General features: G+C 64.3%; 10 protein-coding genes and 1 pseudogene. 7 read left to right on the top strand and 4 right to left on the bottom strand.

Features of this window, described 5'->3' with window-relative positions:
- Positions 1-355: 355 nt before the first annotated feature.
- From MESS2_RS14200 to MESS2_RS32740, 3 genes and pseudogenes are all read right to left on the bottom strand, one after another.
- Positions 356-2,467, bottom strand: a complete 2,112-nt coding sequence (locus tag MESS2_RS14200) for a molybdopterin-containing oxidoreductase family protein (RefSeq protein ID WP_008875032.1) — start codon at positions 2,465-2,467, stop codon at positions 356-358.
- Positions 2,468-2,528: 61 nt separating this feature from the next.
- Positions 2,529-4,401: pseudogene (locus MESS2_RS14195) on the bottom strand (ABC-F family ATP-binding cassette domain-containing protein).
- 283 nt (positions 4,402-4,684) lie between these two features.
- On the bottom strand, positions 4,685-4,858 hold the full coding sequence (locus MESS2_RS32740) for a hypothetical protein (RefSeq protein WP_008875031.1): 174 nt from the start codon (positions 4,856-4,858) through the stop codon (positions 4,685-4,687).
- Positions 4,859-4,999: 141 nt separating this feature from the next.
- Between MESS2_RS32740 and MESS2_RS32735 the strand changes: the two genes are divergently transcribed.
- Positions 5,000-5,170 carry a hypothetical protein gene (locus tag MESS2_RS32735; RefSeq protein WP_008875030.1) on the top strand — a complete coding sequence of 57 codons (171 nt, stop codon included), beginning with the start codon at positions 5,000-5,002 and terminating at the stop codon, positions 5,168-5,170.
- Positions 5,171-5,283: 113 nt separating this feature from the next.
- Positions 5,284-7,365, top strand: a complete 2,082-nt coding sequence (locus MESS2_RS14190; protein ID WP_008875029.1) for an ATP-dependent helicase — start codon at positions 5,284-5,286, stop codon at positions 7,363-7,365.
- Between the two features lie 29 nt (positions 7,366-7,394).
- On the opposite strand, the gene MESS2_RS14185 is transcribed toward MESS2_RS14190, so the two are convergent.
- Positions 7,395-8,288, bottom strand: coding sequence for a LysR family transcriptional regulator (locus MESS2_RS14185; RefSeq protein ID WP_008875028.1), 894 nt, complete (start codon positions 8,286-8,288; stop codon positions 7,395-7,397).
- Positions 8,289-8,636: 348 nt separating this feature from the next.
- Here MESS2_RS14185 and paoA point away from each other — a divergent pair, with 348 nt between their 5' ends.
- The 5 genes from paoA (at position 8,637) to MESS2_RS14155 (ending at position 14,959) form a co-directional block, all read left to right on the top strand.
- The gene (gene paoA, locus MESS2_RS14180; RefSeq protein WP_008875027.1) at positions 8,637-9,290 is read left to right on the top strand and encodes an aldehyde dehydrogenase iron-sulfur subunit PaoA; all 654 of its coding nucleotides are present in this window, start codon (positions 8,637-8,639) and stop codon (positions 9,288-9,290) included.
- Complete coding sequence (locus MESS2_RS14175) at positions 9,287-10,237, top strand: FAD binding domain-containing protein (RefSeq protein ID WP_008875026.1); 951 nt, start codon at positions 9,287-9,289, stop codon at positions 10,235-10,237. Before paoA ends, MESS2_RS14175 begins: the two co-directional genes overlap by 4 nt.
- A gap of 4 nt (positions 10,238-10,241) precedes the next feature.
- Positions 10,242-12,425, top strand: a complete 2,184-nt coding sequence (paoC, locus tag MESS2_RS14170; protein WP_008875025.1) for an aldehyde oxidoreductase molybdenum-binding subunit PaoC — start codon at positions 10,242-10,244, stop codon at positions 12,423-12,425.
- Between the two features lie 92 nt (positions 12,426-12,517).
- Positions 12,518-13,705, top strand: coding sequence for a (R)-mandelonitrile lyase (locus MESS2_RS14165; protein ID WP_008875024.1), 1,188 nt, complete (start codon positions 12,518-12,520; stop codon positions 13,703-13,705).
- A gap of 264 nt (positions 13,706-13,969) precedes the next feature.
- On the top strand, positions 13,970-14,959 hold the full coding sequence (locus MESS2_RS14155; protein ID WP_008875023.1) for an aldo/keto reductase: 990 nt from the start codon (positions 13,970-13,972) through the stop codon (positions 14,957-14,959).
- Positions 14,960-14,964: the final 5 nt, after the last annotated feature.

Below are 14,964 nucleotides of genomic sequence, written 5' to 3'. Positions count from 1 at the left end.
CCACTAGTGGCGTGCCTTGGGAGGAATTCGCGTCGCTCGGACCACCCCGAGATGGGTCGGCAGTGCTGTCGTTTCCAGTCACAAAATTGTGCCTGAAAAACCTCCGATACGGCGGTTGAAAACCGCCGAGAGACTTCCTGCGCCACAATCTTCTTCTAAATTATCAATGGGTTGGGAGAATTCGCCCGGCGCGAGCGCCAAGATTGCCGAGCCTCTGTTCACACTCTGCTGTACAATGCGTCAACAGAAATCGAACCGAACGGTTCGTTTTAATTGACGAAAGGCTAAGCCATAGGTGACTCCCAATCTGCTTATGACCGGACGCGGCAGGGCCGGATGCCGATTATGGGAGCGGCTAGTCAATCGGTTTGCGCAGCCAGACCTTGTTGTCGTGCACGGCGGCGCCACCATAGGGCGCCGGCGCGTCGGCGCCGGTCAGCACGTTGATGCCCTCGCCGCGCTCATGGGCGCTGTTCGGCCAGATGCCTTCGGCCACCACCACGCCGCGCTTGATGCCGTCGAACAGTTTTGCGTGCAGCACCACTTCGCCGCGCTGATTGCCGACCTCGACACGGCCGCCATCGGCAAGCCCGAGTGCCGCCGCGTCTTCCGGGTGTAGCAGGAGTTCCGGCCGCCTTTCCTTGGCTTGGGATACCGGCGTCTCGGCAAAGGTCGAGTTGAGGAAATTGCGGGCCGGCGAGGTCGCCAGCCGGAACGGGTGCGCCTCGTCCGCGACCTCGATCAGGTCGACGTGATCGGGAAATTCCGGCAACCGCTCCACAGGCCCGAACAGGCCCATGCTTTTCGGCGGCCGGTTGGGCGCCGCCTGTCCGGTCCAGTTGGCGCGGAAATGGAACTTCCTGTCGGCATGGCCGAAGCCAGTGATGAAATGCGCGGTCTCGAAATCGGGCTGCAGATCGACCCATTTGTCTTCCTTCAGACCGTCGAAACTGCCCAGCTCGCGCTTGCCCAGGATGATGTCGATGTGCTGCTTTTCGGTCAGACCGAAGCCTGGCATGTCGGCGACGCCGAGCCGCTTGCCGAGTTCCTCGATAACAAAATGATTGGTGCGCGGTCCTTCCGGCGGGTCGATCAGCTTCGGCCCCAGCGTGATGTGCTGGTTGCCGCCGCCCTTGTAGATGTCGTCATGCTCAAGGAACATCGTCGCCGGCAGCACGACATCGGCGAGCTTTGCCGTATCGGTCATGAACTGCTCGTGCACACAAGTAAAAAGGTCGTCGCGCAGGAAGCCCTGCTTCACCAGCCGCTGCTCGGGCGCGACATTGGCCGGATTGGTGTTCTGGATCAGCAGCGCCGTCACCGGCGGGCCGCCATAGAGCGCATCCTTGGCGCCGGTCAGCACCGGGCCGATCCGCGAATGATCGAGATGGCGAATCGCCGAGTCGCGCATCTTCGTGCCTTCCAGCAGCTCCTGGTTGAGCTTGAAGATACCGGAATTGGAGTGGAAGGCACCGCCGCCCTCATATTGCCAGCAGCCGGTGACCGCGGCGATCGAGGCCGCGGCGTGCATGTTGACCGGGCCGTTGCGCTGGCGCGAGAAGCCGTAGCCGAGGCGGAAATAGGTTTTCTTCGTCGTGCCGACGAGACGGGCGAAGGCTTCGATCTCAGCGACCGAAAGCCCGGTGATCGCGGTCGCCCATTCCGGCGTTTTTGTCCGCAGATGCGCTTCCAGCCCCTTAGGATCGTCCGTGTACCTTTCCAGATAGGCGCGGTCGGCAAGACCCTCGCGGAACAGCACATGCATTACCGCGCAGGCCAGCGCACCATCGGTGCCAGGCTTCAGCACCAGGCCGAGATCGGCCTGCTTCATCGTCGCGTTCTCGTAAACGTCGATGACGACGATCTTGGCGCCGCGTTCCTTGCGGGCCTTGATGGCATGGGTCATGACGTTGACCTGGGTCACCACGGCGTTCGTGCCCCAGATCACCACGCAGTCGGATTTGCCCATCTCGCGGGGGTCGGGGCCACGCAACGCCCCTGCCCCCATCATCCAGCCGGTCCAGGCCAGATTGGTGCAGATCGAACTGAAGAAGCCGGAATATCTTTTCGCATGGCGCAACCGTTCGATGCCGTCGCGCTGCACCAATCCCATCGTGCCGGCATAGTAGTACGGCCAGACCGTCTCAGAGCCGTATCTCGCTTCGGCGGCAATGAACTTCTCGGCGACGAGGTCGAGCGCCGCCTCCCAGCTCGCGTCCTTCCAGGCGCCGTCGCCCCTGGCGCCGGCCCGCACCAGCGGCTTCAACAGCCGGTCGGGGTGGTGGATGCGGTCGGCATAGCGGGCGACCTTGGCGCAGATGACGCCTGATGTGTAGCTGTTGGCCTTGGCGCCATGGACGCGGCCGATGCGCTTGTCGTCGAGCAATTCGACCTCGAGCGCGCAGGTCGACGGGCAATCGTGCGGACAGGCCGAATGGCCGATCCTGAGCTTGGCGTGTTGATTCATGGCACCTGTCTAGCGGCTTTCGAAAGTGGCGTGTAGAGCCAGATGATTAGCCAATCTCGCCCTACTCCGCCGTGCCTTCCTCGTACTCCGCCGACATGGTCAGCCATTTCTCCTCGTGGCCGGCCAGCTGTTGCGCGAGCTGCGAGCGCTCCTTGGCCAGCCGCGTCGCGGTCGAGGGATCCTTTTCGTAGACCGCCGGATTGGCGAGCTCGTCCTCGATCAGGTCGATGCGCTTGCGGATGCGGTCCATCAGCGCTTCGGTGGCGCGGATCTCCTTGGCCAGCGGCTCGAAGGCGGCGCGCCGCGCCGCCGCCTCGCGGCGGCGGTCGGCCTTCGACGCCTTTTCCGCCTCGCGCCGCTCACGGCGATCGCCGGACACGCCTGTCACCAGCGTCTTATAATCCTCGAGGTCGCCGTCATAGGGATTGACCGCGCCCTCCTTGACCAGCCACAGCCGGTCGGCCGTCGCTTCGAGCAGATGGCGGTCGTGCGAGATCAGGATCACCGCGCCGGGAAACTCGTTCAGCGCATGGATGAGCGATTCACGGCTGTCGATGTCGAGATGGTTGGTCGGCTCGTCGAGGATGAACAGGTTTGGCCCCTCGAAGGCCGACAGGCCCATCAGAAGTCGCGCCTTCTCGCCGCCGGAAAGATCCTTGGCGGCGGTGTTCATCTTTTCGGTGGTCAGACCGAACTGGGCGACGCGGCCGCGCACTTTCGTTTCCGGCGCCTCCGGCATCAGCCGGCGGACATGCTCATAGGCGTTTTCCTCCGGCCGCAAATCGTCGAGTTGGTGCTGGGCGAAGATCGCCACCTTCAGGCCCGGCGCCACCGTCATGGTGCCGGTTTCCTGCTTCAGGCGGCCCGACAAAAGCTTGGCGAAGGTCGACTTGCCGTTGCCGTTGGCGCCCAGCAGCGCGATCCGGTCGTCGGCATCGATGCGCAGCGTCATCTTCTTCAGGATCGGCTGACCCTCGGTATAGCCGACATTGACGTTGTTCAGCGCGATGATTGGCGACGCAACCGTCTTCACCGGTTCGGGAAAGGAGAACGGCCGCACCGTGTCGTTCACGATCGCGGCGATCGGCTTCATCTTCTCCAGCGCCTTGATGCGCGACTGCGCCTGCCTTGCCTTCGAAGCCTTGGCGCGGAAGCGCTCGACGAAGGATTCCATATGCTTGCGCGCGGCCTCCTGCTTGACGCGGCCCTTCTCCTGCAACTCACGCTGCTCATTGGCGCTCGAACTGGTCGTAGCCGCCGCGCCAGAAGGTCAGCTTCTTCTGATCGAGATGGACGATCGAGTTGACGGCGCGGTTGAGCAGGTCGCGGTCGTGCGAGATCAGCAGCACGGTGTGCGGGTATTTCGAGACGTAGTTCTCCAGCCACAGCGTGCCTTCGAGATCGAGATAGTTGGTCGGCTCGTCGAGCAGCAACAGGTCCGGCTCGGAAAACAGCACGGCGGCGAGCGCCACGCGCATGCGCCAGCCGCCGGAAAATGACGAGGCCGGGCGCCGCTGCGCGGCATCGTCAAAGCCGAGGCCGGCAAGGATGGTGGCGGCGCGGGATTCGGCGGAATGCGCGTCGATATCGGCCAGCCGCATATGGATGTCGGCGATGCGGTGCGGGTCGGTCGCCGTCTTTTCCTCTTCGAGAAGTGCGGAGCGTTCGAGGTCGGCCTTGAGCACGATCTCGAGCAGCGGCTCCTCGGTGCCCGGTGCTTCCTGCGCGACCTGGCCGATGCGGGTGTTCTTCGGCAGGCTGATCGAGCCGGTCTCGGAGGGGAAATCGCCGGTGATCGCCTTGAACAGCGTCGTCTTGCCGGTGCCATTGCGGCCGACAAGCCCGGCCTTGGTGCCGGCCGGCAAGGTCAGCGAGGCGTGGTCAAGGAGCAGGCGTCCGGCCATGCGCAGCGAAAGGTCGTTGATGATCAGCATGGCCGCGTTTTGCACAGGACGCCGGCGCTTCGCAAGGCCCTGAGCGCCGGTTCGGTCGCATAGTGCGAGAAACGACCGCAGCGGATGGTTCGATGCGATCGCTTCTCGCCTCTGAACTATCAGCCTGTTACCGGTGGACGGCGGCTGGTCTTCCGCGATCACGCCATGACGCAGGGGCAAGACTCAGCTATCTCTAGCTGTGCGGCGGATCTGAATACCCGCCTGGCCGGCGCCATCCATTCCCCTCCCAAGCGGCGCCGGCCACCGTTTTCACAGCAGCCAGTCACTGTGCCGGTGGCGTGCCGGGTTGATCACTGCCGGTCGTCGATTTGGGCACTGGATTCTGGTCAATTTGCGGGTTTTGATCGACAGGAGCCTTGGTCGGTTGAATATTGTTGTCGCAAGCCGCGACAGCCAGCACAGCCGCCAAAGCCAGCGGGATTGAGAACTTCATCATAGCAACCTCCTCTCGCCCAACCTCTTCCCCTGGGGCAAACGAGACGGGTGCCGATTTAGTTGCGTGGCTGGCCTTGTTTGGAGACACAGGGAACAAAACGCCGCCTCTCCAGTTGGTCCACACCAATGGAGGATTGCGATCATGATCCGCCTGCTCATAGCCGGAGCTATCGCTTACGCCGCCTACCGCATCACCAAAAAAGTGATTGATGATGTGCCCGACGATTTCGACCCGTTCCTGCCGCCGCCGCAGGATGAACGCGAGGCTCTGGGGCGTCAGTCGGCAGCGATGGGGGTAGAACCCCAGCGCTAGGAGCCATGCCGGCGCAACCAGAGCTTTTCCCGCTACGCCGATGGCTCCTCCCGTGAATGCAAGTTCCGCGCCGAAACGATTGCGAACAAAGCAGAAACGATGCTTGATGGGCAATGAACCTCGCTGCCCGTGATTCGACCTTCATGCCTGCCTATCTCGCCAAGCTGAACGCCGAGCAGCGGTTGGCGGTCGAACATGGCGACGGCATGGTCTCCCGGCCGCTGCTGGTGATTGCCGGCGCCGGTTCCGGCAAGACCAGTACGCTGGCGCATCGCGTCGCGCATCTGATCGTCAGGGGTGCCGACCCGCGCCGCATCCTTTTGATGACGTTTTCGCGCCGCGCCGCGGCGGAAATGGCCAAGCGCGTCGAGCGCATCGCCGGCGAGGTGCTGGGCCGCGATGCCTCAGTCATCACCGACGCGCTCACCTGGACCGGTACCTTCCACGGCATCGGCGCCAGGCTGCTGCGCGACTATGCTTTGGAGATCGGGCTCGACCCGACCTTCACCATCCATGACCGCGAGGATTCCGCCGATCTGATGAACCTTGTCAGGCACGAGCTCGGCTTTTCCAAAACCGAAGCCCGTTTCCCGACCAAGGGCACATGCCTGGCGATCTATTCGCGCGCCGTCAACGCACAGGCGCCGCTTGGCGAGGTTCTGGGGTCGGTATTTCCGTGGTGCGCGGGGTGGGCAGAACAGCTTAAGGCGCTGTTCGCCCGATATGTCGAGGCCAAGCAGGCGCAGAACGTGCTCGATTACGACGACCTGCTGCTCTATTGGGCGCAGATGGCCAGCGAGCCGGAGATATCGGCGCATCTTGGCGGGCGTTTCGATCATGTTCTGGTCGACGAATACCAGGACACCAACCGCTTGCAGGCTTCGATCCTGACGGCGCTGAAGCCCGACGGCGCCGGTCTGACGGTGGTCGGCGACGATGCGCAGTCGATCTATTCGTTTCGCGCGGCGGAAGTGCGCAACATCCTCGATTTCCCCAAGCAGTTCGCGCAGCCGGCCGAGATCGTCATGCTGGAGCGCAACTACCGCTCCACCGAGACGATATTGGCCGCCGCCAATGCGGTCATCGGCGAGGCGTCGGAGCGCTTTACGAAAAACCTGTGGTCCGAGCGCAAATCATCGGAAAAGCCGAAGCTGGTCAATGTCCGCGACGAGACCGAGCAGGCGAGTTACGTCTGCCAGGCGATCCTGGCCGAGCGCGAGGTGGGCACGGCGCTGAAGGCGCAGGCCGTGCTGTTCCGCGCCTCGCACCATAGCGGGCCGCTGGAGATCGAGCTGACGCGCCGCAACATCCCGTTCGTCAAGTTCGGCGGCCTCAAATTCCTCGATGCCGCCCATGTCAAGGATATGCTGGCCGTATTGCGCTTCGCCGAAAACCCGCGCGATCGCGTCGCCGGGTTTCGCGTGCTGCAGCTCCTGCCCGGCATCGGCCCTTCGGCAGCCAACGCAATCGTCGAGACGATGGCGACGTCGCTCGACGAAGCGATGGGCCTTGCCCGCTATCGGCCACCACAAAGGGCGGCCGAGGACTGGCCGGGTTTCGTCGCGCTGTTCTCGCAACTTCGGGCCGGGTCCAAAAAATGGCCGGCCGACCTCGAACAGGTCAGGCTCTGGTACGAGCCGCACCTGGAACGTATCCACGAGGATGCAACGATGCGCCGGGCGGACCTTTTGCAGCTCGAACAGATCGCCGCGGGCTATGCCTCGCGCGAGCGGTTCCTCACCGAGCTGACGCTCGATCCGCCGGACGCGACCAGCGACGAGGCCGGGCCGCCGCATCGTGACGAGGATTATCTGATCCTGTCGACTATCCATTCGGCCAAGGGCCAGGAGTGGAAGAACGTCTTCGTGCTCAACACCGTCGACGGCTGCATCCCGATCGACCTCGGCGTTGGCAGCAAGGAAGAAATCGACGAGGAGCGCCGGCTGCTCTACGTGGCGATGACGCGGGCCAAGGACAGCCTGCATTTGGTCATGCCGCAGCGTTTTTTCGTCCATGGTCAGGCGGCGCGCGGCGACCGCCACGTCTACGCCTCGCGCAGCCGCTTCATCCCGGCCTCGATCCTTGGCGCCTTCGAGCAAACGGCCTGGGCAAGCGTCCAGGCCAAGGACGATCCGCGCCGCCAGCCACAGGTTCGCATCGATCTCGGCGCCCGTATGCGTGGTATGTGGAAGTAGCGGCGTTCACGCCCAGCCGCAGGCAGTTCTCACCCTCGGTAGCGCAGCGCCTCGACCAGCACGGTGAAGGCAGGCGACTGCTGCCGGCGGCTCGGGTAATAGAGATGGCAGCCTGAGAAAGGCGGGCACCAGTCGGCGAGCACACGAACAAGCCGCCCTTCCGCAATGTGCGCGCGCACCTGATCCTCGGGCAGGTAGGCCAGACCGAACCCGGCCAATGTTGCGCTCAGCCTGAGCGCGGAGGTGTTGAAGACAAACTGCCCCTCCACCCGCACCTTGATCTCGCGCCCGTTCTTGTCGAACTCCCAGGCGTAGAGCCCGCCATAGGTCGGCAGCCGCAGATTGATGCAGTCGTGCACCGTCAGGTCCTGCGGCGTCTTTGGTGGCTTGCGCCTGGCGAAATAGGCGGGCGCGCCGACGACCGCCATGCGCATATCAGGCCCGATGCGCACAGCGATCATGTCCTTTGCCACCTGCTCGCCGAGACGGACGCCGGCGTCATAGCGCTCCGCGACGATATCGGTGAGGCCGTAGTCGACGATGATCTCGACCTTGATGTCGGGGTAGTCCGGCAAGAACTTCGCCAGAGCGGGCCAGAGGACTGTGTCGGCCGCATGTTCGCCGGCCGTTATGCGGATGGTACCGGCAGGTTTGTCGCGCAGCTCGCTCAGCGAAGCGAGTTCCGTCTCGATCTCTTCAAACCGTGGGCCAACCGTTTGAAGTAGGCGTTCGCCTGCCTCCGTCGGCGAGACGCTGCGCGTGGTGCGGGTCAGTAGCCGAAGCCCGAGCCGCTCTTCCAGCCCCCGAACCGTGTGGCTGAGCGCGGACTGCGAAACGCCGAGTTTCGCAGCCGCCCTGGTGAAACTCCGCTCCCGTGCCACAGCCAGGAAGGCAAGAAGGTCGTTGACGTTTCCGCGCGGCATATATGATTCATCCTCATGGGTGCATGCGCATTATACCATCTGATCCTTCCCTGCCGCAGCCGTTGAATCCCGGCCGAGACAAGGTCGCCGCAAGCCGGACGAAGGTATGCCCCCATTATCCAAAGGGCATACGGCCCAGCCTTTCATGAGCCAGATTCATAAGACCTATCGCTGATCGACCACTAATCAAAAGTGGAGGAGAACCTAAGTGAGTGAACGTCCGGTGCAATGACCTACCGGCGCGCGAAAACCGGCCTGGCCGGCAGGATCAGAGCCGACCTGCCGTAACGGTCTGCCCCAACGACGATATCGAGCAGCTCGACGATATCCAAACGCAGGGAACACGACATGCAAAGTCCCGACAAACTCGAAATGACCCGGCGCGATTTGTTGATTGTTGGAGCGGCATCGGTGGCCATGACGGCAGCGCCATCCGCGGCCAACGCACAGGCTGGCGCTGACAAATTGCCTTCGACTGCGGGAGCGCCCGCCATGTCGAAGGTGACCTTGACCGTGAACGGGGCCAACCGAGATCTCGAGCTCGACACACGGACCACGCTGCTCGACGCGCTGCGCGAGCATCTGCATCTCACAGGCACCAAGAAGGGCTGCGATCACGGCCAGTGCGGTGCGTGCACTGTGATGGTCGACGGACGGCGGATCAATTCGTGCCTGACGCTGGCGGTGATGCATGAGGGCGACACCATCACCTCCATCGAAGGGCTGGGCACGCCCGGGAATCTGCACCCGATGCAGGCCGCCTTCGTGAAGCATGACAGCTATCAATGCGGCTATTGCACGCCCGGGCAAATCTGCTCGGCCGTGGCCGTGCTCAACGAGATCAAGGCAGGCATACCGAGCCATGTGAGCGCTGACTTGACTATTCCGCAGCAGACGACCGCTGCCGAACTGCGCGAGCGCATGAGCGGCAATATCTGCCGTTGCGGCGCCTATTCCAACATTCTCGATGCGATCACCGAAGTCGCTGGGGGGCAGGCATGAGGTCTTTCACCTACGAACGCGCCGGTTCACCGGCTGCGGCTGCCGCGGCAGCAGCGCGCACCGAAGGCGCCAGGTTCATCGCCGGCGGCACCAACCTGCTCGACTTGATGAAGCTCGAGATCGAGACGCCGACGCATCTGATCGATGTGAACGGCCTCGCGCTCGACAAGATCGAAACGACGACCGAGGGCGGGCTGCGCATCGGCGCCCTGGTGCGTAACACCGATCTCGCCGCGGACGAGCGCGTGCGACGCGACTATGGCCTGCTCTCTCGCGCACTGCTCGCCGGTGCCTCGGGCCAACTGCGCAACAAGGCCACCACCGCGGGCAACCTCTTGCAGCGCACGCGCTGCCCCTATTTCTACGATACCAACCAGCCTTGCAACAAACGCCAACCCGGCAGTGGCTGTGCCGCGATCGGTGGCTTCACCCGTCCGCTGGCGGTGATCGGCACGAGCGATGCCTGCATCGCAACGCACCCGAGCGACATGGCGGTGGCGATGCGGGCGCTCGACGCGACCGTGGAAACGGTGCGGCCCGACGGCACGGCGCGCGGCATTCCGATTGCCGAGTTCCACCGCCTCCCCGGCGACACGCCAGACATCGAGACGACGCTCGCACCCGGCGAGCTCATCACCGCGGTCACGCTGCCCAAGCCGGTCGGCGGTAAGCACATCTATCGCAAGGTCCGCGACCGGGCCTCCTATGCCTTCGCATTGGTGTCGGTCGCCGCGATCGTGCAGCCCGATGGCACCGGGCGCGTGGCGCTCGGCGGCGTGGCGCACAGGCCCTGGCGCGTCGAGGCAGCCGAGACCGAGATGCCGCGCGGCGCCAAGGCGGTTGCGGAGCGACTGCTGGCCGGCGCCAAGCCAACAGATGAGAACGCATTCAAGCTGCCTCTGGTCGAGCGCACGCTCGGCGCGGTTCTGGCTGAAGCGAAAGGCTGAAGCGATGAGATTCGACACCCCCGCCACAACCAACCCGATCGATCAGCTTAGGGTTGTCGGCAAGCCTGTTGACCGCATCGACGGTCAGCTGAAGACCACGGGCACCGCGCCCTACGCCTATGAGCGGCACGATGTCGTTGCGAACCAGGCCTACGGCTATGTGGTCGGCTCGGCTATCGCAAAGGGACGGATCACTTCGATCGATCTCTCTACGGCCCGGCGTGCTCCGGGCGTTCTCGCCATCGTCACGGCCGACAACGCCGGCAGGCTCGAAAAGGGCAGGTTCAACACGGCCAGGCTGCTTGGCGGTCCCGACATCGAACATTACGACCAGGCGATCGCCCTCGTGGTCGCCGAGACGTTCGAGCAGGCGCGCGCCGCCGCGCAACTGATCCGTGTCGACTATGTGCGAGCCGAAGGCGCCTTCGATCTTGCCGACATCAAGGACTCCCACGGCGGCGATGACAATTCCGCGGTCGGCGACTTCGCCGGCGCGTTCGTCGCTGCGCCGGTCAAGATCGATGGCACCTATTCCACGCCTGATCACTCGCATGCGATGATGGAGCCGCACGCTTCGATTGCCGCCTGGGACGGGGATAGGCTCACCGTCTGGACCTCGAACCAGATGATCAACTGGACCAAGGGCGACCTCGCCACAACGCTCGGCGTCGCCAGCGAGAACATCCGCCTGATATCGCCTTTCATTGGCGGCGGCTTCGGCGGCAAGCTGTTCTTGCGATGCGACACGGTCCTCGCAGCACTCGGTGCCCGTGCCGCCGGACGGCCGGTGAAGGTGGCTTTGCCGCGGCCGTTCATGTTCAACAACACGACCCACCGGCCGGCGACGATCCAGCGTATCCGCATCGGTGCGGCGCGCGACGGGAAGATCACCGCGATCGGTCACGAAGCATGGTCCGGCGACCTGCCCGGCGGCGGACCTGAGAATGCGGTCCAGCAAACCCGCTTGCTCTATGCCGGCGCCAACCGCATGACCGCCATGCGGCTGGCGGTGCTCGACCTGCCTGAAGGCAATGCCATGCGTGCGCCAGGCGAGGCGCCGGGCCTGATGGCGCTGGAGATCGCCATGGACGAGATGGCCGAAAAGCTCGGACTCGATCCGATCGAATTCCGCGTCCTCAACGACACTCAGGTCGATCCCGAGAATCCCGCCCGCCCCTTCTCGCAGCGCCAATTGGTCGAGTGCCTGCGTACCGGCGCCGATCGCTTCGGCTGGGACAAGCGCAATGGGCAGCCCGGTCGGCTTCGCGATGGGCGCTGGCTGGTCGGAATGGGTGTAGCGGCGGGCTTCCGCAACAATCTCTTGACGGCGTCCGGGGCACGGGTGCGCCTCGATAGCAGCGGCGTCGTGACCGTCGAGACCGACATGACCGACATCGGCACCGGCAGCTACACGATCATCGCTCAAACCGCCGCCGAAATGATGGGGGTACCGCTCGATAAGGTGGCGGTGCGCCTGGGTGACTCTGCCTTTCCGGTCTCGGCGGGTTCGGGAGGCCAGTGGGGCGCCAACAACTCGACTGCCGGCGTCTATGCAGCGTGTGTCAAATTGCGCGAGGCAGTAGTGCAGAAGCTTGGCTTCAACTCCGCCGACGCGGTGTTCGCTGACAGCCTGGTCAGTTCGGGCAATCGCGGCGTGCCGCTGGCCGAGGCCGCTCTCGCCAGCGGCCTCGTCGCAGAGGATGCGATCGAATATGGCGACCTCGCCAGGCGCTACCAGCAATCGACCTTCGCCGCGCATTTCGTCGAAGTCGGCGTCGATGTCGCGACGGGCGAAACCCGCATCCGGCGCATGCTCGCGGTGTGCGCCGCTGGACGGATACTGAATCCAAAGACCGCGCGCAGCCAGGTCATCGGCGCGATGACCATGGGCGTCGGCGCGGCCCTGATGGAGGAGCTCGCGGTCGACAAACGCGCCGGCTTCTTCGTCAATCACGATCTCGCCGGCTATGAGGTGCCGGTCCATGCCGACATCCCGCACCAGGAGGTGGTCTTCCTCGACGAGACCGATCCGATCTCATCGCCGATGAAGGCCAAGGGCGTCGGCGAGCTCGGCCTGTGCGGTGTCGGCGCCGCGATCGCCAATGCCATCTACAACGCCACGGGCGTGCGCGTGCGCGACTATCCGGTCACGCTCGACAAGCTCCTCGCCGGTTTACCCGAGGCATGAGCGTCGCTGTCGTTTCGCAGCCGCGACGTGACGCGATCCCTCGCTTGCTGGCCAATCCCCACAAATCTGGATCTGGAATGGAGACTCTCCCCATGAAGAAACTGGCGGCCTCCCTGGTGATCTCGTCTCTCGCCGCTTCGACCGGCGAGGCGCAGGAGCGCCCCGCAGGCCGGGTCGCACCGCCGGCAGTCTATGTCGTGGCGCCGGGCCTCGGAGACTATACGGACGAACTGCTGTTCGGTGACGTCTGGCTGCGCGACGAGCTCAAGCCTCGTGATCGCAGCGTCGTCACCGTCTCGGCCCTGATTGCGTCGGGGCGCATCGCGCAGGTGGGCGGGCACGTCGGCCGGGCGCTCGACAACGGCGTGACCCCAAGCGAGATCGGCGAGATCATCACCCATCTTGCGTTCTACTCCGGTTGGCCCAACGCCATTTCCGCTGTCAATGCGACAAAGGAGGCCTTCGACGCACGCGGCATCGAACTGGTTGCGGCCGAGGGGGGGCAGCCGCTGGAACTCGATGCAGCAGCCGAGGCGGCAAGGGCGGCGAGTGTAGATGCGTCGACCGGCCCTGTCGTTCCGGCGCTGGCGGAGTATACCAACCGGGTGCTCTTCGGCGATCTCTGGCGGCGTCCGCAACTCTCCGCGCGCGACCGTAGCCTCGTAACCATCGCCGGGCTCATCGCGACGGGCAAGGCCGAGCAACTGCCTTTCCATCTAAGCCGCGGGATGGACAATGGCCTGACACGAACCGAGCTTGCCGAGGTCGCGACGCATTTGGCCTACTATACCGGCTGGCCGAATTCGATGTCGGCAGTGCCGGTTCTGCGCGCGGTCTTCGAGGCTCGCGAAGCCGCCGCGGCCGGGCAATCCCAAGCCGGCACGGTCTCCGTGCGGAAATATGACCCGAAGGCGGCGACCATCGGATCGCCCGAAAACTTCACCGGCTCTGTGCGGGTCGAGTCACGGTTTCAAGCCGAGGGGCCGGCGCGAGCCGGTGGGGGTACGGTAAGCTTCGAGCCGGGCGCGCGCACGGCCTGGCACACGCATCCGCTCGGCCAGACGCTGATCGTCACGGCCGGGGTCGGCCAGGTGCAGCATTGGGGTGGCCCCGTCCAGGAAATAAGACCCGGCGACGTCGTGTGGATCCCACCAGGCGTCAAGCATTGGCATGGTGCTGCCGCGACCGCCGGCATGACGCATGTCGCGATCGCGGAAGCGCTAAACGGCAAGGCTGTGGACTGGATGGAACAGGTAACCGCCGAACAGTACCTCGACTAACTCACGCGAAGAGCCGCTGTTCCGCTTCTGCCCAATCTCTGACCCACGTCAGGTTATTCATGAAGACCATCTTGAGCCGCATTCCTTTGATCGCTTTTATCCTGGGTGCTGTTGGCCTGGTCGAACGTGTGGGAACCTCTTGAGCCCGCTGCTGGTCTGCGCCCTGGTCGTGCGGCCCCGCAAGGTGGCGCAAGCGGTCGCGACCGGCATGAATGCCTGAAGGCCGGGCACGGGCCTTCAACAGGAATCGAAAGGAGCAAGACAATGCAAAAGCGCACACTTGGAAACAGCGGCCTGGAAGTCTCGGCCATCGGCCTCGGCTGCATGGGGATGAGCCATTCCTACGGGCAGCCCATGGAGACGGCGGATGCGGTCCGTCTGATCCGGGCGGCGTTCGAGCGGGGCATCACCTTCTTCGACACTGCGGAGGTCTATGGCCCGTTCAAGAACGAAGAGGTCGTCGGCGAGGCATTGCAGCCAATCCGCGACCAGGTGGTGATCGCCACCAAATTCGGCATCGACATCACCGGCACAGCCGGACACAGCGGCATGGACAGTCGGCCGGCGCATATTCGCGATGTCGTCGAGGCCTCGCTCAAGCGGCTGAGGACCGACTACATCGACCTCCTCTACCAGCATCGCGTCGATCCGGTCGTGCCTATCGAGGAGGTGGCGGGCACGGTGAAGGACTTGATCCAGCAGGGCAAGGTGAAGCATTTCGGCCTCTCCGAGGCGGGCGTGCGCAATATAAGGCGCGCGCATGCGGTGCAGCCGGTCGCGGCGCTGCAAAGCGAATACTCGCTCTGGTGGCGTGAACCGGAGGAGGCGATCCTGCCGGTTCTCGAAGAACTGGGGATCGGCTTCGTGCCCTTCAGCCCACTGGGCAAGGGCTTCCTGACCGGCGCCATCAATGCCGACACGACGTTCGACAGCAGCGACTTCCGCAACACCGTCCCCCGCTTCGCGGAGGAGGCGCGGAAGGCGAACCAGGCACTGGTCGATAAGATCGGCGCGATCGCGGCCGAGAAGACGGCGACATCAGCACAGGTCGCGCTCGCCTGGTTGCTGGCGCAAAAGCCCTGGATCGTTCCGATCCCCGGCACCACGAAGCTCCATCGCCTCGAGGAGAATATTGGATCGACCGCTGTCGCGCTGACAGCAGACGATCTTCGCAACATCGAAAACGCGGTTTCGGCGATTGCCGTGCAGGGAGAGCGCTATTCCCCGCAACAGGCGGCAAGGATCGATCGCTGAGCAAC

It is taken from the genome of Mesorhizobium metallidurans STM 2683 (assembly GCF_000350085.1).
Classification (GTDB): Bacteria; Pseudomonadota; Alphaproteobacteria; order Rhizobiales; family Rhizobiaceae; genus Mesorhizobium; species Mesorhizobium metallidurans.
This window is presented reverse-complemented; position numbering and strand designations above follow the sequence as displayed.

What these genes read in the sequence shown, in the direction of transcription:
- MESS2_RS14200 (WP_008875032.1), bottom strand. Translation starts at nt 2,467, where the DNA reads ATGAATCAACACGCCAAGCTCAGGATCGGCCATTCGGCCTGTCCGCAC.
- MESS2_RS32740 (WP_008875031.1), bottom strand. Translation starts at nt 4,858, where the DNA reads ATGATGAAGTTCTCAATCCCGCTGGCTTTGGCGGCTGTGCTGGCTGTC.
- MESS2_RS32735 (WP_008875030.1), top strand. Translation starts at nt 5,000, where the DNA reads ATGATCCGCCTGCTCATAGCCGGAGCTATCGCTTACGCCGCCTACCGC.
- MESS2_RS14190 (WP_008875029.1), top strand. Translation starts at nt 5,284, where the DNA reads ATGAACCTCGCTGCCCGTGATTCGACCTTCATGCCTGCCTATCTCGCC.
- MESS2_RS14185 (WP_008875028.1), bottom strand. Translation starts at nt 8,288, where the DNA reads ATGCCGCGCGGAAACGTCAACGACCTTCTTGCCTTCCTGGCTGTGGCA.
- paoA (WP_008875027.1), top strand. Translation starts at nt 8,637, where the DNA reads ATGCAAAGTCCCGACAAACTCGAAATGACCCGGCGCGATTTGTTGATT.
- MESS2_RS14175 (WP_008875026.1), top strand. Translation starts at nt 9,287, where the DNA reads ATGAGGTCTTTCACCTACGAACGCGCCGGTTCACCGGCTGCGGCTGCC.
- paoC (WP_008875025.1), top strand. Translation starts at nt 10,242, where the DNA reads ATGAGATTCGACACCCCCGCCACAACCAACCCGATCGATCAGCTTAGG.
- MESS2_RS14165 (WP_008875024.1), top strand. Translation starts at nt 12,518, where the DNA reads ATGAAGAAACTGGCGGCCTCCCTGGTGATCTCGTCTCTCGCCGCTTCG.
- MESS2_RS14155 (WP_008875023.1), top strand. Translation starts at nt 13,970, where the DNA reads ATGCAAAAGCGCACACTTGGAAACAGCGGCCTGGAAGTCTCGGCCATC.